This window comes from Pseudomonas sp. GW822-FHT02D10 (assembly GCF_058802345.1).
In genome coordinates this window covers 115,453-136,559 of record NZ_JBXAOB010000016.1, presented here as the reverse complement: position 1 = coordinate 136,559, position 21,107 = coordinate 115,453, and the positions used below count along the sequence as shown (strand labels likewise).

The window sequence follows — 21,107 nt, the reverse complement described above, 5'->3', positions numbered from 1 at the left end:
CGCCCCGGCCCGACGAAAATCCACGGCAACCGCCTGTTGCTGCAAGGCGACCGCCATTACGACTACGACGCCTTCGGCAACCTGATCTTTGAGCGCCGGGGTACCGGGCAGAAACTCGTCACCGAATACCGTTACGACTGCCAGCACCGGCTGATCAGCGTCACGCCGCCGGATGGCAGAACCGCCAGCTACCGCTACGACGCCTTCGGCCGTCGCATCGCCAAAACCGTTGATGGCCACACCACCGAGTTCTTCTGGCAAGGCGACAACCTCGTCGCCGAAAGCAGCAAAGAACACTACCGCAGCTACCTCTACGAACCCGGCAGCTTCCGCCCATTGGCGATGCTCGACGGCAAAGGCCCGCGCAAGGCCTGCCCGTTCTACTACCAACTCGACCACCTCGGTACACCGCAGGAACTGACGGATTACGGTGGCGAAATCGTCTGGTCCGCGACCTACAAGGCCTACGGAAAACTCGCCAGCCTGAAGCACTTCGGCGAAGAGCAACTTGAGCAACCGTTGCGCTTTCAGGGACAGTACTTCGATGCTGAAAGTGGCCTGCACTACAACCGGCATCGCTACTACAATCCGGACATTGGCCGGTACCTGACACCGGACCCGATCAAGTTGGCGGGCGGGATCAACGGGTACCAGTACACCCCGAACCCGACGGGGTGGGTTGATCCGTTGGGGTTGAGCGGAAATTGTCCGCCGCCGAACAAGCCAGGTTGTAAGGCGCCGGATGATGTGGGTGGCGCTAAGGTTGATGAGGGTGAGCCGCCGCTGCCGAAGCTGACGGGTGAGGAGCGGCGAGAGAGGATTGAGGTTCTTAAGGAGGAGGTTGCTAAGCGTTGGGTTGAGCGTTTTGAGGCTAAGTACCCTGGAATGCACTCCATCGGTAAGCATAGTGTCGAGGTTCCTGATGCGGTAATTCGACAACGTGCAATAGATGGGACCGATCCTATAACCAAAAAGAAATCAAAAAAAGGGGGGAACTTGAGCTCTCAGTATAAAAGTTGGAATTTACAGATGCATACGTTGAATGATGATATGACGAGGGTTGTTAGAGGTCTGCCCCAATTTACTGGGGTTGATGTAAATGATAATCCGATTGTTCGGCGTGAAAATAAAAATGTGGGGAGGGGTTATAAACCCAATAAAAAAGACTCTCAAAATCCTCGTCTTATGGAGTCAATGCATGGCTCTGAGACGAAATTTAGTCAAGGAAAAAATCCTGTGCCATTTACGTCACACCCGGTGGATATAAAATGATCAAGCATCCGTTCATAGATGTTGAGTACCAACCTACTGTTCGCGGGATAATTGGGGTGTTTGATATATATGATCGGGAGCATACTCTTGGTCTAGAACTCGAAAAATACAACGTTAATATTTCTGCTGATAGAAGAGTGCTCACGAAAAAATATATCGTAGAAAGCTACGATTATTTAAGTTATAGGCATAAATTTTTACTGGTTGCTGTGCTTGAGGCTGCACTGCAAGACGAATCATATGATTTTCAGGCATTGCTAGAGCATGACTGCGAAAGCACCAACCGATTCCCGGATTACTGGGATGAGATGGAAGATCCCAGGGCGTTTTTTGAAGATATTTACAGTGTTCTGTGTGAGGAGTGGAAAGATCAGTTGTTCAAAGCAAGTCAAGAAGAGCGGTCTAATTGGTGAGGTGGGCTTTACGGAGTAAGTCTCGAAGAACGTTCGATAATTTTTATGCATCTGTAAGGCGTGAGATTTTCGTGTCAGTGATAAAGGATTTACGGAGGGTTCTATGTCTGAAGATATAACGCGGGAGTTGATTGTTCAATGGGCATATGACGAGGTTGTTATTGACTTGTATGAAAGCGACGACGATGGCGATGCTGCGATTTTTCAAAACGCAGTCATGGAGGTTTTGCAGGTAAAGGGTTTGCTGGAGTTGGCGGCAGATTCAAAGTGTCCGAGTAGGTTGTATTTTGCTAACTTGCTGGCTAACTCTTTCTTGTGGATGTTTAGGCGTGGTGTCAATTTGCCGTTTCATTTTTCTCGATTTCGCGGAGTTATGTCGAAATACGAGTATAGGCAAGAGGGTGAGAGGCGAGAAAACGAGATATATGAGCTTTGCTTGGTTCTAGATAGTTTGCGAACTGTTGATGATCCTGCAATTCAGTCGCTTTATAAGCAGATTCTTGATTTTAGACATGATCGTACTTCGAGTGATTCGAAATTTTATTATGAGTGCTGGGCTAAGCTTGATCTGGGTTTGTTTGAGTCTAAATGATCGCTCCCACTTTGCGTGGGAGCGAGCATCAATACCGGTTTCCCGACAGAGGTTAAGTGATGCTGCGCGATCCTTTTCTTAATGAAGAGTTTGAGCCCGATCTGATGTGGTTCATTGGTGTTTTCGGTGTGTACGATCGCGAAGAAACCCTAGGTGCAGAACTTGAGGTGTATAACCCTGATAATGCGATCGATAGGGTGGTATTGATCAGTAAGTACAGCCTGAATTTAAATTATTTATCCTATCGGCATAAATTTGTACTGGTAGAGGCTCTGGCAGAAAAGTTGAGTGACCAGAGCTATGATTTTCAGAGTTTGTTTGAAATTGATGAGGAAGAAGCTGCAAGTTGGCCTCGGGGAGAGTGGTATGAATTGAAAGATCCTCGGGGTTTTCTCCAAGATGTTTATACGTTGGCTCTGGAGGCTTGGAAAAGTGATCTTCATAAAGCCAGCCTTGAAGATCAGTCCACCTGGTAACAGGTAGCGACAGGTCTACGACCGCTTCGCACTTGATCGCGGGCAAGCCTTGCTCCTACAGGCCCGCATCAATGATCGTGGTTTGTCTGCCCGCTCAGCTGTGAACCCCTGACGCTGGACGCGGTACAAGGTAAACTTCGCCTCCTTCGCAGGAGCAGCCATGAATTATCGTCACGCCTTCCACGCCGGCAATCACGCCGATGTGTTCAAACACCTGACCTTGACCCGCCTCATTGCCTTGATGTCGCGCAAGGAGCAGCCGTTTGCCTATCTCGACACCCACGCCGGCATTGGTCTGTATGACCTGCAGGGCGATCAGGCGAGCCGTACCGGTGAATACCTGGAAGGCATCGCACGCTTGTGGGGCGAGCAGGATCTGCCACCGCTGACCGCCGATTACATGCGGGTCTTGCATGAGATGAACCCGGATGGCGAGTTGCGCTACTACCCTGGCTCGCCGGAGCTGGCGCGGCGTTTGACTCGTCCGCAGGATCGGGTGCTGCTCAACGAGAAACACCCGGAAGACGGGTTGTTGCTCAAGGACAACATGAAGGGTGATCGCCGGGTCAAAGTGCACCTGGGCGAAGGCTGGCATGTGCCGCGGGCGTTGTTGCCGGTGCCGGAGAAGCGTGGGTTGATGCTGATTGATCCGCCGTTCGAGCAGCTCGATGAGATGCAGCGTTGTGCTGCGTCGCTGAAAGAAGCGATTGGCCGGATGCGCCAAACCGTGGCAGCGATCTGGTACCCGGTGAAGGATCAGCGCCTGTTGCGTCGTTTCTATCAGGACCTGGCCGGCACCGGCGCGCCGAAGCTGTTGCGCGTGGAGTTGCTGGTGCATCCGCTGGATACGCCGAACAGCCTGAACGGCTCTGGACTGGCGATTGCCAATCCGCCGTGGGGGCTGGAGGAAGAGTTGCGCGAGTTGCTGCCGTGGCTGTCGAAAAGGCTCGGCCAGACCCAGGGCGGGTGGCAGATGGATTGGTTGATTGCCGAAAGTTGAATGCTGATCAGAGAAATTAACGGCGTCTGACAGGACGCCTTCGCGGGCAAGCCCGCTCCCACAGGGTTTCTATGTCGATCACAACAGCGTGGTCAGACACAGGTCCAATGTGGGAGCGGGCTTGCCCGCGATGCTTTTCAGGCCCTGAAAATCAGATCGGGCAGGTCACGCCTGTGCCGCCAATTCCGCAATACCCCTCAGGGTTTTTCGCCAGGTATTGCTGGTGATAAGCCTCGGCAAAGTAGAACGTCGGAGCTTCTTCGATTTCGGTGGTGATGGTGCCTTTGCCAGCCTTGGTCAGTTCAGCCTGGAACACCTGCTCGCTGTGCTTGGCGGCTGCCAACTGAGTCGGGTTGGTGGCGTAGATCACCGAACGGTACTGAGTGCCGATGTCGTTGCCCTGGCGCATGCCCTGGGTCGGGTTGTGCAGTTCCCAGAACATCTTCAGCAGTTCTTCGTAGCTGACTTTTGCCGGCTCGTAGACCACCAGTACCACTTCGCTGTGACCGGTCAGGCCTGAGCAAACTTCTTCGTAAGTCGGGTTCGGGGTAAAGCCGCCTGCGTAGCCCACTGCCGTGCTGACCACGCCTTCGCGCTGCCAGAATTTGCGTTCCGCGCCCCAGAAGCAGCCAAGGCCAAAGATCGCAAAATCCACGTCGGTGACGAACGGGCCCAGCAACGGAGCGTCGTGGACGAAGTGTTTTTCGGGCACGGTCATTGGGGTTTCGCGGCCAGGCAGAGCTTGTTCTTTTGTAGGAAGCACGTTTTTGTTCACCAGAATTTCCGAGCGCAAGACCATGATCAGTCCTCTCAGTCAGATTGAAATGTAAATAGTCAGACTAGCAGTGTGCCCGAGTGTTACAGCGCTGTCAGGCGATTGGGCCACGCGGGTAGCGTTTGAGCTTCTCGATCAGCTCGGCGCCCGGGATCGGCCGGTCGAACAGGTAACCCTGGCCGACATCGCAGCGGTGGCGACGCAGGAACGCCAGCTGTTCGGCGGTTTCGATGCCTTCGGCGACCACTTTGAGCTTGAGGTTGTGGGCCATGGCGATCACGGCCGAGGTGATTTCCATGTCGTCCTGGTTGTCCGGGATTTCATGGATGAAGCTGCGATCGATCTTGATGATGTCGATCGGGAATTTCTTCAGGTAACTGAGCGACGAGTAACCGGTGCCGAAGTCGTCCATGGCCAGGGTCAGGCCCAGGCGCTTGAGTTGGTCGAGCTGCAAGTGAGTGTCTTCGGTGGCTTCCAGCAGCAGACCTTCGGTTAGCTCCAGCTCCAGCAGGTGCGCGGGCAGCTGTTCTTCCTTGAGGATGTTGGCAATCGATGACACCAGGTCCGGGTCGGAGAACTGCTTGGGTGACAGGTTGATCGCCACCTGCAAATTGCCCAGCCCGGCGGCGGTCAGCTCGATGCTCTTGCGGCACGCCTGACGGGCGATCCATTTGCCGATGGGAATGATCAGGCCGGTTTCTTCGGCGACGCTGATGAACTGATCCGGGCGGATCATGCCCTTTTCCGGATGGTTCCAGCGCAGCAGCGCTTCCATCCCCAGCAAGCGCCCGGAACGCAGGCACAGCTTGGGCTGGTAGAACACGTCCAGCTCGTTCTGGGTCAGGGCGCGGCGCAGGTTGTTTTCCACGAACAGCTTGTAGCTGGCTTCGGCGTTCAGCGCTTCGGTAAACACCTGAACCTGATGTTTGCCGTTGGCTTTGGCCTTGTGCAGCGCCAGTCCTGCGTTACGCATCAGGGTCTGCGGATCGCGGCCGTGCAACGGCGCGCAGGCCAGGCCCACGGAGCCGGTGACGCTGATCAGCTGGTTGTCGACGAACATCGGCTTATCCAGCGTCATCAGCAACTGGCTGGCGATTTGTTGGCCGACTACAAGGTTGGTGTCGTCCAGCAACACCGCGAACTCGTTACTGGCGAAACGCGCCAGGCTACCGCTTGGGCTCAGGCTGTTGCGCAGCCGACGGGCCAGGCTGATCAGCAGTTTGTCGCCGGTCTGGTGGCCGAGGCTGTCGTTGATTCGCTTGAAGTTGTCGATGTCCACCAGCAGCAGGCAGATCGGGCTGTCGCTGTCGCGGGCGAAGCGCTCGTCGAGGTTGCGGATGAACGCCGGACGGTTGCCCAGGTTGGTCAGGTTGTCGGTGTAGGCCAGGCGCTCGATACGTTGCTGGGCGAGCTTGGTCTGGGTGATGTCTTCGTAGATGCCGATGTAGTGGGTCAGCTCACGGTTGTCGCCGTAGACCTTGGAGATCGACAGCTGGCCCCAGTACGGTTCGAGGTTTTTCCGTCGGCTCTTGAATTCGCCTTGCCAGCTGTTGCTCTTGGCCAGGCTGGAGGGCGCGTCGAACAGCAGTTCGCTGAGGTTTTCCAGTGCCGGCAGTTCCGACAGCCGATGGCCGTGGACTTCTTCGGTGCTGTACTGGGTGATCGCGGTGAAGCTCGGGTTGACGTACTCGACCACGCCGTCGCAGTTGACCAGCAAAAAGGCGTTGGCACTTTGCTCGACCGCGCGCTGGAACAGGTGCAGGGCGCTGGTGGCGGTGCGGCGGTTGTGGTTGTTGATGACCTGGGCGAACTGGTCGGCCAACTCGCCGGCGAAGGCGATCTCGTCCGATAGCCAGGCGCGGGTCATGCCGGTTTGTTCAAGGCACAGCACGCCCACCACCTGGCCGTCGACGCGGATACTGGCGTCGAGCATGGCGTTGACATCACGCGGGCGCAGGCTCTCGGCCATGCTCCGGGTGCGTGGGTCGCGGATGGTGTTGTGCGCGTCGATCGCGCGGCTGGTGTGCAGGGCTTCCAGATAATCCGGGAAACTGCTGGCGTCGATCACGTCCGGTAACCAGTACTCTTGAGAGGCACGACGGTAGGCGGAAATCGGCACCAGCTTCTGACCTTCGAGGTTCCACAGGCTCGCGCAATCGATCTCGTAGATGTCGCAGGCGCTGCGGGTGATCAGTTCGGCGGCTTCTTGCAGGGAGTTACCGGTGCTGTAGCGTTGGCGGGCAAGCAGCAGGATCAAGTCCTGTTGGGCGCGCACCCGCTCCAGGTGCAGCAGTTGTTCCTGCTGGGCGCGCTGGTTCAGTTCCAGGGCAATCTGCAGGCGCGAGTTCTGGGTTTCCAGGTCCAGCGCCGGTAGCAGCGGATCATCTGTAAATAAACCGTCGACCACCAGCAGATAGCCGCGTAGCAGGTGGCGATTGTGTTGTTTGTAGGCTTCGCCCAGTTCGAGCAGGGCGAGGGAGCCTTGGGCGGTGTGCAGCGTGTAGCGGACCAGGTAATGCGGGCTGGCGGTCAATTGCTGCTGGATCGCATCGTGCAACTGATAGCGTGCTTCGGGCTCCATCAGGCTCGCGTAGGGTGAGCCGACCAGAGCGCAAAGCTCGACCGCGGGCAAACCGAACTGGCGTTCGCAATTTGGGTCAAGGAACAGCAGCGCCCAGCTTGCTTCATTCAGCCGTTCGAAACGCAGCATGCCGAGCCGCGAGGGCACAGGCAACTGCGTCACTACCTCGGCCACCATACGGCTGGCGGCATCGGGATGGCTTTTCATGGAAGAAACTCGCTTCGAAAATGCTGATCGCGCCGGGCTCGCGCCCTCTTTACTGTTGCCTGCGGCAAGGTTGCATCATGCGGCACTGACTGACAAGTAAGGATGAAGGCTAAGTGCTATAAGAATGTATCGGCGGTAGCGAGGTATTCTCCAGCAAGGGTCTGAAAGTAATGGGGTAGAGCGAAAAGATCGCAGCCTTGTAGGAGCTGCCGAAGGCTGCGATCTTTTCCAGGCTTAACGCAATTTAATGCTTGTCGATTGCAGAGGGTTGCCCTCCCGGTCGTGATAACTGACGCGAATCTGCTCTGAATCGACGATCACATGCGCGAAGTTGTCCTGGCTGACCACTTCGCTGGTCAGTTGGTGGTGATAATCGCCCGCAGCGGTCCGCACCAGTGGCTGGTCGAGTATGAAGGTCGAGGCTTTGGCGTAGGGCAGCAGTGCGCTGTTGCACAGGGGTGATGAGACGATGGTGTGAACCTCGAAGTCCGGGTCTTCGCTGTGGCTCAGGCGGCTGGTGAGTGAGCCATGAACGTCACCGGAAACGAAAATGACGTTCTTTATCTTGTGGGTTCGGATGGTTTCCAGCAGGCGCAGACGCTGCTCGGGAAAGGCTTTCCAGGCATCGTCGCCATGGTGCTTGCGGTCGGGGTAGAACATCACGCTGGTGACCACGAACTTGACCCGTGCCGGGCTGTTAATCAGCCATTTGAGCAGTGCCTGCTCCTGCTCTGGATCGAGGATGCGTCGGTCATCGGCCGAGAGATTGCGCCGGGTTCGACTGTCGGTGACGAACCATTCGATATCCCCCTCGGAAAACTGATACCAGTAATGCTTTAGTTCACGGCTTGGTTGCCCGTCGGGCAGTAGTTCGTGAGCGGGGCTATGGCTGGCCTGATATAACTCATAAGCCGTCATTGCATTTTTATAGAGGTAGTTGTCGGCTTTACTTTCGTTGGCGGGCCAGTTGTCTTCTATTTCGTGGTCATCGAGGATCATGTAAGTGGGGAGCGCGGACATCAACTTCTGAATATGCGGCTGAGAAAAGGCGCTGCGATATTTGCTGAGGATTTCCTGGTACTCCCGATCGGGGCCAATAATATTCAGGTCATCGACATAAATCTGATCGCCCGTCATCAACAGGGCGCTGATCGGGGGTGATGCTTTTTCAGCCAGTGAGTGGATAGTCGCAAAAATTCTGTCGCCCTTGGCGGGCGCCGACGGTACGCCCAGTGTCATGCGCAGGTAGCGGCATGAGCCGACGATATAGCTACGTGGTGCGGTGATTTTGCTCGACGCGGTGCGAAAGCGGTAGAACTTTTTCGGCCATTGCAATGGCAGCTCTTGTACCGTTTCCACGGTGTGCACCGGGCTCATGGTGCTGAACCAGCCGGCCTGGTATTCGAAGGTGGTATCGGGGGCGAGGTTGTTGAGTGCGATAACGTCGGACATGTCACGTGATGGCGTCAAGGCAACAAACTGACCTTTGGACCAGTGAGCATCACCGGCGCGGCGATAGCGTATTCCGGCAAATACCGGAGAGTGCTTATTGACATCACCGCGTAAAAAGATGCGTGCATGGTTAGTTGTTGTATGGCCAATAATCGGGCCGACAGTAGGTTTAAACATTTTCGAGTCCGTTCGAAGTGTCACTATGAAAGTTAGAGTGTTTTGTAAAAGCAGTTAATATGCTTTGTTGGCGCTATCCTATTGTTCGTTGGGTGATAAATATTGATGGGTAAGTGGACTTTGGCTGTGGTCTGAATAAGCCACGAAAGTAGTCTCGACTGTTATCGACAGTAGGAATACATACGGCATTTAAATGATCGCTGACGGTATCGAGACGTGGCGAGTGTTTTCCAGGCAAAAAAAGCCCCGCCAAATTGGCGGGGTTGAGGTACGAGCGTGGCGCTCGGAAAACAGGGAGCGCGAGTGGCCCTCCAGTGAAGGAGGGCCGCCCGGTCTTACAGCAGAATGGTGCGGATGTCGCCCAGCAGGTCGCTCAGGCGCTTGGTGAAGCGTGCAGCAGCGGCGCCGTTGATCACACGGTGATCGTAGGACAGCGACAGTGGCAGCATCAGTTTCGGCTGGAAGGCTTTACCGTCCCAGACTGGCTGGATGGTTGCCTTGGAAACGCCGAGGATCGCCACTTCCGGCGCGTTGACGATCGGCGTGAAGCCGGTGCCGCCAATGTGCCCGAGGCTGGAGATCGTGAAGCAGGCGCCTTGCATGTCGTCTGCCGTGAGCTTTTTGTCGCGGGCTTTGGCTGCCAGCGCAGCGGCTTCGGCAGCCAGTTGCAGCAGGCTTTTCTGGTCAACGTTCTTGATGACCGGTACCAGCAGGCCTTCAGGGGTGTCGACGGCGAAGCCGATGTTCACGTACTTCTTGCGGATGATCGCCTTGCCGCTTGGTGCCAGCGAACTGTTGAAGTCCGGCAGTTCCTTGAGCAGGTGCGCGCAGGACTTGAGCAGCAGCGGCAGGATTGTCAGCTTGACGCCAGCCTTCTCTGCAACGGCTTTCTGAGCGATGCGGAACGCTTCCAGCTCGGTGATATCAGCCGAATCGAACTGAGTCACGTGCGGGATGTTCAACCAGCTGCGATGCAGGCTCGACGCACCGATTTGCATCAGGCGGGTCATCGGCACTTCTTCGATTTCACCAAAGCGGCTGAAGTCCACGACCGGGATCGGCGGGATACCGGCACCGCCAGTTGCGCCTGCGGCTGGAGCTTCCTTGGCCTTCTGCATCATGGCTTTGACGTAAACCTGCACGTCTTCCTTGAGCACTCGACCGTGTGGGCCGCTTGGGCTCACCGCGTTCAACTCGACGCCGAATTCACGGGCCAGCTGACGAACCGCCGGGCCTGCGTGAACCTTGGCACCGCTTGGCGCTGGCGCAGCAACCGGTGCCGGAGCGGCCTCGGCTTTTGCAACAGGTGCAGCAGCGGCAGGCGCAGCGGCTGCAGCCGGGGCTGGAGCAGCCGCTTGTGCCGGCGCAGCAGGTGCCGCAGCACCCACCACTTTCAGCTTGAGGATAAAGTCGCCAGTGCCGACTTCGTCTTCGAGTTTGACGGCGATGCTTTCCACTACGCCGGCAGCCGGCGAAGGGATTTCCATGCTGGCCTTGTCGGACTCCAGGGTGATCAGCGATTGATCAGCCGCAACGGAGTCGCCAACCTTGACCAGTATTTCGATGATCTTGGCCTTGCCCGACGAGCCGATGTCCGGGACGTGAATGTCCTGAACGGTGGCAGCAGCAGGCGCAGCGGCTGGCGCTGGAGCAGCTTGCGGTACCGGCGCAGCGGCAGGTGCTGCAGCGGCCGCAGGAGCAGGAGCAGCGGCGGTTGCCGCAGGTGCCGCAGCGGCTCCCTCGACTTCCAGTTCCATCAACTCGTCGCCTTCTTTCAGGCGATCGCCCAGCTTCACTTTCAGGCTCTTGATGACGCCGGCCTTGGGGGCCGGAATCTCCATGCTCGCCTTGTCCGACTCAAGTGTCAGCAGGCTCTGGTCAGCTTCGATGCGATCACCGACCTTGACCAGCAATTCAATTACTTCACCTTCACCGCTGCCGATGTCAGGTACGCGAATGAGTTCGCTCACAGAGTGTCTCCTCAGCAGTCCAGTGGGTTGCGTTTTTCCGGGTTGATACCGAACTTGGCGATGGCTTCAGCCACCACCTTAGGTTCGATGTCACCACGGTCAGCCAGTGCTTCAAGGGCTGCCAACACCACGAAATGACGGTCGACTTCGAAGAAATGACGCAGTTTCTTGCGGCTGTCGCTGCGGCCGAAACCGTCGGTGCCCAGGACTTTGAATTCCTTGGACGGAACCCACTGGCGGATCTGCTCGGCGAACAGCTTCATGTAGTCGGTAGACGCGATGACCGGACCTTGACGGCCGTTCAGGCACTCTTCGACGTAGCTCAGCTTAGGCTTCTGACCAGGGTGCAGACGGTTGCTGCGCTCCACGGCCAGGCCATCGCGACGCAGTTCGTTGAAGCTGGTAACGCTCCACACGTCAGCCCCGACGTTGAACTTTTCACGCAGAATCTTCGCCGCTTCACGGACTTCACGCAGGATGGTGCCGGAGCCCATCAGTTGAACGTGGTGCGCCGCTTCGCGGTTGTCTTCTTCGAGCAGGTACATGCCCTTGATGATGCCTTCCTCGGCACCGGCCGGCATGGCTGGCTGCTGGTAGGACTCGTTCATCACGGTGATGTAGTAGAAAACGTCCTGCTGCTCTTCGGTCATCTTCTTCATGCCGTCCTGGATGATCACCGCCAGCTCGTAGCCGTAGGTAGGATCAAAGGTGCGGCAGTTCGGGATGGTGGCAGCCAGGATGTGGCTGTGACCGTCTTCGTGTTGCAGGCCTTCGCCGTTCAGCGTGGTCCGGCCGGCGGTGCCGCCGATCAGGAAGCCACGGGTGCGGCTGTCGCCAGCGGCCCAGGCGAGGTCGCCGATACGCTGGAAGCCGAACATCGAATAGAAGATGTAGAACGGCAGCATTGGCTGGTTGTGGCTGGAGTACGAAGTACCGGCAGCGATGAAGGAGCTCATGGCGCCTGCTTCGTTGATGCCTTCTTCGAGGATCTGGCCCTTCTTGTCTTCTTTGTAGAACATCACCTGGTCTTTATCGACTGGCTCGTAGAGCTGGCCGACGGACGAGTAGATGCCCAACTGACGGAACATGCCTTCCATACCGAAGGTACGGGCTTCGTCCGGGATGATCGGAACGATGCGCGGGCCAATGTCCTTGTCCTTGACCAGTTGCGCGAGGATCCGCACGAAGGCCATGGTGGTGGAGATTTCACGGTCGCCCGAGCCGTCCAGGATCGCCTTGAGGGTATCCAGTGGCGGAGTCGGGATGTTGAAGCTCTTGGCGCGACGCTGTGGCACGAAACCGCCCAGTGCAGTGCGGCGCTCGCTCAGGTAACGGGCTTCGGCGCTGTTTGGCTCTGGTTTGAAGAACGGCAGGTTTTCGATTTCGTCGTCTTTGACCGGAATGTCGAAACGATCACGGAACAACTTCAGGCTGTCGACATCGACCTTCTTGGTGTTGTGCGCGGTGTTCTTCGCTTCGCCGGCGCCAGTGCCATAACCTTTGATGGTTTTGGCCAGGATGACGGTCGGTTGTTCTTTGTGGTTGACCGCTTCGTGATAGGCCGCATAGACCTTGTACGGGTCGTGACCACCACGGTTGAGCTTCCAGATCTCGTCGTCGGACAGATCGGCAACCATCGCCTTGAGTTCTGGCGAGTTGAAGAAGTGTTCACGCACGAACGCGCCGTCTTTGGCTTTGTAGTTCTGGTACTCGCCGTCGATGACTTCGTCCATGCGGCGTTGCAGGATACCGTCGACGTCTTTGGCCAACAGTGGGTCCCAGAAACGGCCCCAGATGACTTTGGTCACGTTCCATTGAGCACCGCGGAACACGCCTTCGAGTTCCTGGATGATCTTGCCGTTGCCGCGAACCGGGCCGTCGAGGCGCTGCAGGTTGCAGTTGATGACGAAGATCAGGTTGTCGAGCTTCTCGCGGCCAGCCAACGAGATGGCGCCCAGGGATTCCGGTTCGTCGCACTCGCCGTCGCCCAGGAAACACCAGACTTTTTGCTTGCCTTCGGGGATAAAACCACGGGCTTCCAGGTACTTCATGAAGCGTGCCTGGTAGATCGCCTGGATCGGGCCAAGACCCATGGATACCGTCGGGAACTGCCAGAAATCAGGCATCAGCCATGGGTGCGGGTAGGATGACAAGCCCTGACCGTCGACTTCCTGGCGGAAGTTGTTCATCTGGTCTTCGGTAATGCGGCCTTCCATGAACGCACGGGCGTAAACGCCTGGCGAGGTGTGACCCTGGAAGTAGATCAGGTCGCCGCCGTGTTCGTCGGTCGGGGCCTGGAAGAAATAGTTGAAGCCGATGTCGTACAGAGTTGCGCTGGAGGCGAAGCTGGAGATGTGACCGCCCAGGTCAGAATCTTTCAGGTTCGTACGCATCACCATGGCCATCGCGTTCCAGCGTACCAACGAGCGAATGCGGCGTTCCATGAACAGGTCGCCAGGCATGCGTGCTTCGTGGGTAACGGGGATCGTGTTGCGGTATGGCGTGGTGATGGCGTAGGGCAGTTGCGAGCCGCTGCGGGTCGCGAGTTCGCCCATACGGGTCATCAGGTAGTGAGCACGGTCTTCGCCTTCTTTGTCGAGAACCGATTCCAGGGCGTCCAGCCATTCCTGGGTTTCGACGGGATCGAGGTCTTGCATGGCTTGCTCCAGGGCGGAAAGGCTTCCAGAATCGGTTGCCTGAGTTAGCGACTGGCCTTGTGGGCAGACGTTATAAATTCTTGGAATGCCGGAGGTTGATTCGGCGGCGTGTAGTTTTACTACAAATCTTCGGCCATTTCAGCCTTTCGGATGTATATACGAGTAGTAAAACTACAGAAGACTGGCTTGTGGCCTCCTGCTACGTTGTGAGAATAATCGTTACTGTTGGTCTTTAGCTAACCGAGACAGGTGGAAGTTTGATGCTGACTGCCAAAAAAAACGAAATTTCAGCTATTTCTAACTTTTGTTCGACACTCCTTTGCGTAGTGCTTTTCATGCGTTCACTACAGACTGCCCTTTCTACGCCGATCAAGGATAGATCATGAGCCTCCCTTCGCTTGCCGAACTGCCGGCCATTCTCCTTCCGTTTGTCAGCCGCGCCGAGCAGTCGTTCCGTGCGGCTGTTGCCCTGTTTGACGATGATCATGGCCTGTCGACCTGGTCGCCTGAGCGCTGGGCAGCGTTTGCCCGAGTGACCGCGGCCAGCGACTTTGTCATTGAACAGAGCTTGCGTGACCCGTTGATGTTGCTTGAACTGGCGCAATCCGGCGAACTCGATTGCAGCTTCGCCGCCGGCGAGTTGTGCGCGCAGATCGCGGCCGCCGTGCAGACGGCCACCAGCGACGATGAATTGGGTCGTGTATTGCGCCGTCAGCGCAACCGCCAGCAAGTACGAATCATCTGGCGCGATCTGACCCGCCAGGCCGATCTGATCCAGACCTGTCGCGACCTCTCGGACATGGCCGATGCGAGCATCGATCAGGCTTATCAATGGTTGTATCAGCGCCATTGCCAGCAGTTCGGTACACCCACCGGCCGGCGCAGCGGCGAGCCGCAGCACATGGTCATCCTCGGCATGGGCAAGCTCGGCGCGGTCGAGCTCAACCTGTCGTCAGACATCGATCTGATCTTCGCCTACCCCGAAGGTGGCGAAACGGTTGGCGTGAAGCGTGCGCTGGATAACCAGGAATTCTTCATTCGTTTGGGTCAGCGGTTGATCAAGGCGCTGGACCCGATGACCGCCGACGGTTTTGTATTCCGCGTTGACATGCGCTTGCGGCCGTATGGTTCGTCCGGTGCGCTGGTGCTCAGTTTCAACGCGCTGGAGCAGTACTACCAGGACCAGGGTCGCGACTGGGAACGGTACGCGATGATCAAGGCGCGGGTGGTGGCCGGTGATCAGGTGGCGGGCGCGCAGTTGCTCGACATGCTTCGGCCATTCGTTTACCGGCGTTATCTGGATTTCTCGGCAATCGAAGCGCTGCGCACCATGAAGCAGCTGATTCAACAGGAAGTCCGGCGCAAAGGCATGGCCGACAACATCAAGCTCGGCTCCGGCGGTATCCGCGAAGTTGAATTTATCGCCCAGGCCTTCCAGCTGATTCACGGTGGTCGTGACCTGAGTTTGCAGCAGCGCCCTCTATTGAAAGTCCTCGGCACGCTTGAAGGGCAGGGTTACCTGCCGCCAGCGGTGATCAGCGAGCTGCGCGAAGGTTATGAGTTCTTGCGCTACACCGAGCACGCGATCCAGGCGATTGCCGACCGTCAGACGCAAATGCTTCCACATGGCGAGCACGATCAGGCGCGCATTGCCTTTATGTTGGGTTTTGCCAATTGGACCGCGTTCCATGAGCAACTGATGTATTGGCGCGGCCGGGTCGACTGGCACTTCCGTCAGGTGATCGCTGACCCGGATGAAGAGGAAGGCGAAGAGCGCGAAGTGGTGGTCGGCGGTGAATGGCTGCCGCTCTGGGAAGAAGCCCAGGATGAAGACGCCGCCTGCCGTCAGTTGGAAGAGGGCGGTTTTGTCGATGCGCCCAAGGCCCTGAAAACCCTCGCCAGCCTGCGCAACAGCCCGCAATTGCGAGCGATGCAACGTCTGGGGCGCGAACGGCTCGATGCTTTTATTCCGCGTTTGCTGGCGCAAGCGGTGGAGCACGTCAGCCCGGACCTGGTGCTGGAACGCGTGTTGCCGCTGGTTGAAGCGGTGGCGCGGCGTTCGGCTTACCTGGTGCTGCTCACTGAGAACCCGGGTGCGCTAAGGCGCCTGATGACCTTGTGCGCGGCCAGCCCGTGGATTGCCGAGCAGATCACTCGCTTCCCGCTATTGCTCGACGAATTGCTCAACGAAGGGCGGCTGTTCAAGCCACCGTTGGCACCGGAGTTGGCTGCCGAATTGCGCGAGCGACTGACACGCATTCCTGAGGATGACCTCGAACAACAGATGGAAGCCTTGCGGCACTTCAAACTGGCGCACCGCCTGCGGGTGGCGGCCTCGGAGATTGCCGGCAGCCTGCCGCTGATGAAAGTCAGCGACTACCTGACCTGGCTCGCTGAAGCCATTCTGGAGCAAGTGCTGGCCCTGGCCTGGCGCCAGACGGTCGCCAAGTACGGCACGCCGCAGCGTGCCGACGGCACCTTGTGCGACCCGAGTTTCGTCATTGTCGGTTATGGCAAAGTCGGCGGCCTGGAGCTGGGGCATGGTTCGGACCTGGACCTGGTGTTCATCCACGATGGTGATCCACAGGCGGAAACCGACGGCCCGAAACCGATCGATGGTGCACAGTTCTTCACCCGGCTGGGGCAGCGGATCATCCATTTGCTGACCACCCAGACCAACTCCGGCCAGTTGTACGAAGTCGATATGCGCCTGCGTCCGTCCGGCGCCTCGGGGTTGTTGGTCAGTTCTCTGGGGGCGTTCGAGCGTTATCAGGAAAACGAAGCCTGGACCTGGGAGCATCAGGCGCTGGTGCGGGCGCGGGTACTGGTGGGCAGTCAGGATGTCGGCCAGGCCTTCGAGAAAGTCCGGGCGAAAGTTCTGGGCCGTGCACGCGATTTGCCCAAGCTGCGCCAGGAAGTCAGTGAGATGCGCGCCAAGATGCGTGACAACCTGGGGAGCAAGGGCACCGCTGCCGGCACCGCGGCAAACGCCTTCGAAGCCACGGCGCCGTTCGACCTGAAGCAGGACGCGGGAGGTATCGTCGATATTGAATTTATGGTGCAATACGCCGCTTTGGCGTGGTCCGACGCGCACCCTTCGCTGCTTCGCTATACGGATAACATCCGCATTCTGGAAGGCTTGGAGGAGGTCGGGCTGATGCCCGCCGAAGACGCCAGCCTGCTGCGCGAGGTGTATAAAGCCTACCGTTCTGCTGCTCACCGCCAGGCCCTGCAGAATGAGGCCGGGGTGATTCCGGGTGACCAGTTCGTGGCCGAGCGTCGCGAAGTGCTGCGGATCTGGCGCGAGCTGGGGTTAAGCTGAAACTCGAAGGCATGGACGAAACAACTCTAATGTGGGAGCGAGCTTGCTCGCGATAGCACAATGACAGTCGACATCAATGTTGAATGTGATGGCCTCATCGTCGGAACGCCGCCCGGAGCAAGTCTGCTCCCACAGTCATTATCGAGGCGGGGAGGCTTATGCCTCCCTTATTCGTTTGTGGATAACTATGAAAATTCTGATCGTTGGGCCCAGTTGGGTCGGTGACATGGTGATGGCGCAGACACTCTTTCAGTGTCTGAAACAGCGTCATCCTCAGTGCGAAATCGACGTGCTGGCCCCCGAGTGGAGTCGGCCGATCCTTGAGCGTATGCCGCAAGTGCGCCAGGCCTTGAGCTTTCCGCTCGGCCACGGCGTGCTGGAACTGGCAACGCGGCGGCGGATCGGCAAGTCCCTGGCCGGCCAGTACGATCAGGCGATTCTGCTGCCCAACTCGTTGAAGTCGGTGCTGGTGCCGTTCTTCGCCGGCATCCCGAAACGCACCGGTTGGCGTGGCGAGTTTCGTTACGGCCTGCTCAATGACGTGCGCACCCTCGATAAAGAGCGTTACCCGCTGATGATCGAGCGCTTTATGGCGCTGGCCTATGAGCCGGGCGTCGAGTTGCCCAAGCCGTATCCGCGCCCGAGCCTGCAAATCGACCCGACCAGCCGCGACGCTGCGCTGGCCAAGTTCGGTCTGGCCCTCGATCGTCCGGTGCTGGCGCTGTGCCCGGGTGCCGAGTTCGGCGAGTCCAAGCGTTGGCCGTCCGAGCATTACGCCAAAGTCGCCGAAGCGAAAATCCGCGAAGGCTGGCAAGTCTGGCTGTTTGGTTCGAAGAACGATCACGCGGTCGGCGAAGACATTCGCGCGCGGCTGATTCCGGGCCTGCGTGAAGAGTCGGTCAACCTCAGTGGTGGTACTTCGCTGGCCGAGGCCATCGACTTGCTGTCCTGCGCCGATTCAGTGGTGTCCAACGACTCCGGCCTGATGCACGTCGCTGCCGCGCTGAACCGCCCGCTGGTAGCGGTCTACGGCTCGACGTCGCCGGGCTTCACGCCGCCGCTCGCCGAGAAGGTCGAGATCGTTCGTCTGGGCATTGAGTGCAGCCCTTGCTTTGATCGCACCTGCCGTTTCGGTCATTACAACTGCTTGCGCCAGCTTACGCCGCAACCGGTGAACGAAGCCTTAGATCGCCTGCAAGGCGCACCGGTCGAGGTCCGTTAAGTTGCGGGTACTGTTGATCAAGACGTCTTCGTTGGGTGACGTGATTCATGCGTTGCCGGCATTGACCGACGCCGCACGGGCGATCCCGGGCATCACGTTCGACTGGGTGGTGGAAGAAGGCTTTGCCGAGATCCCGACCTGGCACCCGGCTGTCGGCAAAGTGATTCCGGTGGCGATCCGGCGCTGGCGCAAGAACATCTGGCAAACCATCAAGAGCGGCGAGTGGAAACGCTTCAAGCAAAGCGTTCGCGCCACGAAATACGATTTGGTGATCGATGCTCAGGGCCTGCTCAAAAGCGCCTGGCTGACCCGATACGTCCGTGCCCCCGTGGCTGGGCTGGACAAAAATTCTGCCCGTGAGCCAATCGCCGCGCGCTTTTATTCGCGCCGTCTGGCGGTAGCCCGTGGTCAACACGCGGTGGAGCGAGTGCGTCAGTTGTTCGCCGTGGCGCTGGGTTACGACCTGCCGCAAGGGCTTGGCGATTACGGCCTGAACGTCGAACGACTGGTCGAGTTGCCACGCAAGAATCCTTACGTGTTGTTCCTGCACGGCACCACGTGGGACACCAAGCACTGGCCGGAAGCTTATTGGCGTGAGCTGACCGAACGCGTGGGGCACCTCGGCGTGGCGGTGAAGCTGCCGTGGGGCAATCCGGCCGAGAAGGCCCGCGCCGAACGTATCGCCAAGGGCCTGCGTAATGCCGAAGTGTTGCCCAGGTTGAACCTGGCCGGCATCGCCAAGGTGTTGGCCGGTGCGCAAGCCTGCGTGGCGGTGGATACCGGCCTCGGTCATCTGGCGGCCGCATTGGACGTGCCGACGGTGTCGCTGTTCGGTCCAACCAATCCGGGCCTGACCGGTGCCTACGGCAAAAGCCAGGTGCACCTGGCGAGCAACTTCCCGTGTGCGCCGTGCCTGCAAAAGAAATGTTCTTACCAACCGACGGCTGAAGATCAGCGTCGGTTTGATCTCAAGCGCGAGTGGCCGTTGTGCTTCACTCGCCTGAACCCCGAGCGTGTCGCGAGCCGACTGAGCACGTTGTTAATGGCTGAGGAGCTGCGCTGATGCAATTGGCTTTTGTCCTGTACAAATATTTCCCGTTTGGCGGATTGCAGCGTGATTTCATGCGCATCGCTCTGGAATGTCAGCAGCGCGGGCATCAGATTCGCGTCTACACGCTGATCTGGGAAGGCGACGTACCGCCGGGTTTCGACGTGTTGGTGGCACCGGTCAAGGCACTCTTCAACCATCGCCGCAATGAGAAGCTGAGTGCCTGGATGGAAGCCGACCTGGCCAAGCGTCCGGTGGACCGGCTGATCGGTTTCAACAAAATGCCGGGGCTCGACGTCTATTACGCCGCCGACGGCTGCTTTGAGGACAAGGCGCAGACCCTGCGCAATTCCCTCTATCGTCGCTGGGGCCGCTACCGGCACTTCGCCGAGTATGAGCGCGCGGTGTTCGCCAAAGAGGCGAAAACCGAAGTGTTGATGATTTCCGAAGTCCAGCAGCCGCTGTTCATCAAGCATTACGACACCCCGCTTGAGCGCTTCCACCTGCTGCCACCGGGCATTGCTCTGGACCGTCGCGCGCCGGCCAATGCGGCCGAAATCCGTGACGAGTTCCGCCGCGAATTCTCCCTGGCCGAAGACGAATTGTTGCTGGTGCAGATCGGTTCCGGGTTCAAGACCAAAGGTGTCGACCGCAGCCTCAAGGCCTTGGCGGCGTTGCCTGCAGAACTGCGTAAACGTACTCGGCTGTTTGTCATTGGCCAGGACGACCCCAAAGTATTCCAGTTGCAGAGTGCCGCGTTGGGGCTTGGCGATAGCGTGCAGTTCCTCAAGGGCCGCAGCGATATTCCGCGTTTCCTGCTCGGTGCCGATCTGCTGATCCACCCGGCGTACAACGAAAACACCGGGACGGTATTGCTTGAAGCGCTGGTGGCCGGTTTGCCGGTGCTGGTCAGTGCGGTGTGCGGTTACGCGCATTACATTGCCGAAGCTGACAGCGGTCTGGTGCTGGACGAGCCGTTCGAGCAGGCGCAACTCACGCAGTACCTGACGAGCATGTTGAGCGACGACGCCGCGCGTGCGGCCTGGGGTCGTAACGGCCTGGTCTTCGCCAACACGGCCGATCTCTACAGCATGCCGCAGCACGCGGCGGATGTGATTCTGGCGGAGCAACACTGATGAAGTTGATTCTTGCCGAACCGTTCAAGAGCCTTTGGGCCGGGCGCGATGCGTTCGTTGAAGTCGAAGGCCTGGAGGGCGAGGTGTACCGTGAGCTCGAAGCTCGCCGGACCCTGCGCACTGAAGTCGCCGGGAGCGGCTTCTTTGTGAAAATTCACCGGGGCATTGGCTGGGGCGAGATCTTCAAGAATCTGCTCACCGCCAAGCTGCCGGTGCTCGGTGCCGGCCAGGAATGGCGGGCCATCCAGCGTTTGCAGAAAGTCGGTGTGCCGACCATGACCGCCGTTGCTTACGGCGAACGCGGCAGCAACCCGGCGGACCAGCACTCGTTCATCGTCACGCAAGAGCTGGCGCCGACCGTCAGCCTGGAAGACTTCAGCATCGATTGGGTCAAGCAGCCGCCGGAACCAAAACTCAAGCGTGCACTGATCGCCGAAGTGGCGCGCATGACCGGCATGATGCACCGCGCCGGGGTCAATCACCGCGACTGCTACATCTGCCACTTTCTGCTGCACACCGACAAACCGGTGACGGCCGACGACTTCAAGCTCTCGGTGATCGACCTGCACCGCGCCCAGACCCGACCGACAATCACCAAACGCTGGCGCAATAAAGACCTGGCGGCGCTGTATTTTTCGGCACTGGATATCGGTCTGACGCGTCGCGACAAGCTGCGTTTCCTCAAAGGTTACTTCCAGCAGCCGTTGCGCCAGATTCTGCGCGAAGAGGCGTCGTTGCTGGCGTGGCTCGAGGGCAAGGCCAACAAGCTTTATGAGCGCAAACAGCGCTATGGGGATGCGCTCTGAT

Annotated in this window: 15 protein-coding genes; 10 read left to right on the top strand and 5 right to left on the bottom strand. The window is 58.4% G+C overall.

The features are described from left to right. From AC1RPZ_RS22450 to AC1RPZ_RS22430, 5 genes are all read left to right on the top strand, one after another. Positions 1–1,272 (top strand): RHS repeat domain-containing protein (locus tag AC1RPZ_RS22450; RefSeq protein ID WP_493139500.1); only part of this gene is annotated, 1,272 nt, incomplete at its 5' end. Beyond that, entirely contained in the window at positions 1,269–1,685 is a 417-nt protein-coding gene (locus AC1RPZ_RS22445) for a hypothetical protein (RefSeq protein ID WP_493139498.1), read from the top strand. The genes AC1RPZ_RS22450 and AC1RPZ_RS22445, both read left to right, overlap by 4 nt. A gap of 103 nt (positions 1,686–1,788) precedes the next feature. After that, positions 1,789–2,277 carry a hypothetical protein gene (locus tag AC1RPZ_RS22440; protein ID WP_493139496.1) on the top strand — a complete coding sequence of 163 codons (489 nt, stop codon included), beginning with the start codon at positions 1,789–1,791 and terminating at the stop codon, positions 2,275–2,277. A gap of 56 nt (positions 2,278–2,333) precedes the next feature. Next, positions 2,334–2,753, top strand: coding sequence for a hypothetical protein (locus tag AC1RPZ_RS22435; protein WP_493139494.1), 420 nt, complete (start codon positions 2,334–2,336; stop codon positions 2,751–2,753). 160 nt (positions 2,754–2,913) lie between these two features. Further along, the gene (locus tag AC1RPZ_RS22430; RefSeq protein WP_493139492.1) at positions 2,914–3,753 is read left to right on the top strand and encodes a 23S rRNA (adenine(2030)-N(6))-methyltransferase RlmJ; all 840 of its coding nucleotides are present in this window, start codon (positions 2,914–2,916) and stop codon (positions 3,751–3,753) included. Between the two features lie 151 nt (positions 3,754–3,904). Here AC1RPZ_RS22430 and msrA read toward each other — a convergent pair whose 3' ends face one another. From msrA to aceE, 5 genes are all read right to left on the bottom strand, one after another. Continuing rightward, a complete protein-coding gene (gene msrA / locus AC1RPZ_RS22425) occupies positions 3,905–4,552 on the bottom strand; it encodes a peptide-methionine (S)-S-oxide reductase MsrA (RefSeq protein WP_030129439.1) in 648 nt (215 codons plus the stop codon). Between the two features lie 70 nt (positions 4,553–4,622). After that, entirely contained in the window at positions 4,623–7,316 is a 2,694-nt protein-coding gene (locus tag AC1RPZ_RS22420) for a sensor domain-containing phosphodiesterase (protein WP_493139491.1), read from the bottom strand. 234 nt (positions 7,317–7,550) lie between these two features. After that, positions 7,551–8,945 carry an alkaline phosphatase D family protein gene (locus tag AC1RPZ_RS22415; RefSeq protein ID WP_493139490.1) on the bottom strand — a complete coding sequence of 465 codons (1,395 nt, stop codon included), beginning with the start codon at positions 8,943–8,945 and terminating at the stop codon, positions 7,551–7,553. 335 nt (positions 8,946–9,280) lie between these two features. Continuing rightward, positions 9,281–10,915, bottom strand: coding sequence for a dihydrolipoyllysine-residue acetyltransferase (gene aceF / locus AC1RPZ_RS22410; RefSeq protein ID WP_493139488.1), 1,635 nt, complete (start codon positions 10,913–10,915; stop codon positions 9,281–9,283). 11 nt (positions 10,916–10,926) lie between these two features. Continuing rightward, positions 10,927–13,572: a pyruvate dehydrogenase (acetyl-transferring), homodimeric type gene (aceE, locus tag AC1RPZ_RS22405; RefSeq protein ID WP_493139487.1), complete on the bottom strand. Its 2,646-nt coding sequence runs from the start codon at positions 13,570–13,572 to the stop codon at positions 10,927–10,929. Between the two features lie 382 nt (positions 13,573–13,954). Between aceE and glnE the strand changes: the two genes are divergently transcribed. From glnE to rfaP, 5 genes are all read left to right on the top strand, one after another. Next, on the top strand, positions 13,955–16,894 hold the full coding sequence (gene glnE / locus AC1RPZ_RS22400; RefSeq protein ID WP_493139486.1) for a bifunctional [glutamate--ammonia ligase]-adenylyl-L-tyrosine phosphorylase/[glutamate--ammonia-ligase] adenylyltransferase: 2,940 nt from the start codon (positions 13,955–13,957) through the stop codon (positions 16,892–16,894). A gap of 187 nt (positions 16,895–17,081) precedes the next feature. Further along, positions 17,082–18,116, top strand: coding sequence for a lipopolysaccharide heptosyltransferase II (gene waaF, locus AC1RPZ_RS22395; protein WP_493139485.1), 1,035 nt, complete (start codon positions 17,082–17,084; stop codon positions 18,114–18,116). A gap of 1 nt (position 18,117) precedes the next feature. Further along, a complete protein-coding gene (gene waaC / locus AC1RPZ_RS22390; protein WP_493139484.1) occupies positions 18,118–19,179 on the top strand; it encodes a lipopolysaccharide heptosyltransferase I in 1,062 nt (353 codons plus the stop codon). Further along, entirely contained in the window at positions 19,179–20,300 is a 1,122-nt protein-coding gene (locus AC1RPZ_RS22385) for a glycosyltransferase family 4 protein (RefSeq protein ID WP_493139482.1), read from the top strand. Before waaC ends, AC1RPZ_RS22385 begins: the two co-directional genes overlap by 1 nt. Next, positions 20,300–21,106 carry a lipopolysaccharide core heptose(I) kinase RfaP gene (gene rfaP, locus AC1RPZ_RS22380; protein ID WP_493139480.1) on the top strand — a complete coding sequence of 269 codons (807 nt, stop codon included), beginning with the start codon at positions 20,300–20,302 and terminating at the stop codon, positions 21,104–21,106. Before AC1RPZ_RS22385 ends, rfaP begins: the two co-directional genes overlap by 1 nt. The last annotated feature ends 1 nt before the right edge of the window (position 21,107 follow it).

Coding starts and splice junctions, on each gene's coding strand:
- AC1RPZ_RS22445 (WP_493139498.1), top strand. CDS start 1,269: ATGATCAAGCATCCGTTCATAGATGTTGAGTACCAACCTACTGTTCGC.
- AC1RPZ_RS22440 (WP_493139496.1), top strand. CDS start 1,789: ATGTCTGAAGATATAACGCGGGAGTTGATTGTTCAATGGGCATATGAC.
- AC1RPZ_RS22430 (WP_493139492.1), top strand. CDS start 2,914: ATGAATTATCGTCACGCCTTCCACGCCGGCAATCACGCCGATGTGTTC.
- msrA (WP_030129439.1), bottom strand. CDS start 4,552: ATGGTCTTGCGCTCGGAAATTCTGGTGAACAAAAACGTGCTTCCTACA.
- AC1RPZ_RS22420 (WP_493139491.1), bottom strand. CDS start 7,316: ATGAAAAGCCATCCCGATGCCGCCAGCCGTATGGTGGCCGAGGTAGTG.
- AC1RPZ_RS22415 (WP_493139490.1), bottom strand. CDS start 8,945: ATGTTTAAACCTACTGTCGGCCCGATTATTGGCCATACAACAACTAAC.
- aceE (WP_493139487.1), bottom strand. CDS start 13,572: ATGCAAGACCTCGATCCCGTCGAAACCCAGGAATGGCTGGACGCCCTG.
- glnE (WP_493139486.1), top strand. CDS start 13,955: ATGAGCCTCCCTTCGCTTGCCGAACTGCCGGCCATTCTCCTTCCGTTT.
- waaF (WP_493139485.1), top strand. CDS start 17,082: ATGAAAATTCTGATCGTTGGGCCCAGTTGGGTCGGTGACATGGTGATG.
- AC1RPZ_RS22385 (WP_493139482.1), top strand. CDS start 19,179: ATGCAATTGGCTTTTGTCCTGTACAAATATTTCCCGTTTGGCGGATTG.
- rfaP (WP_493139480.1), top strand. CDS start 20,300: ATGAAGTTGATTCTTGCCGAACCGTTCAAGAGCCTTTGGGCCGGGCGC.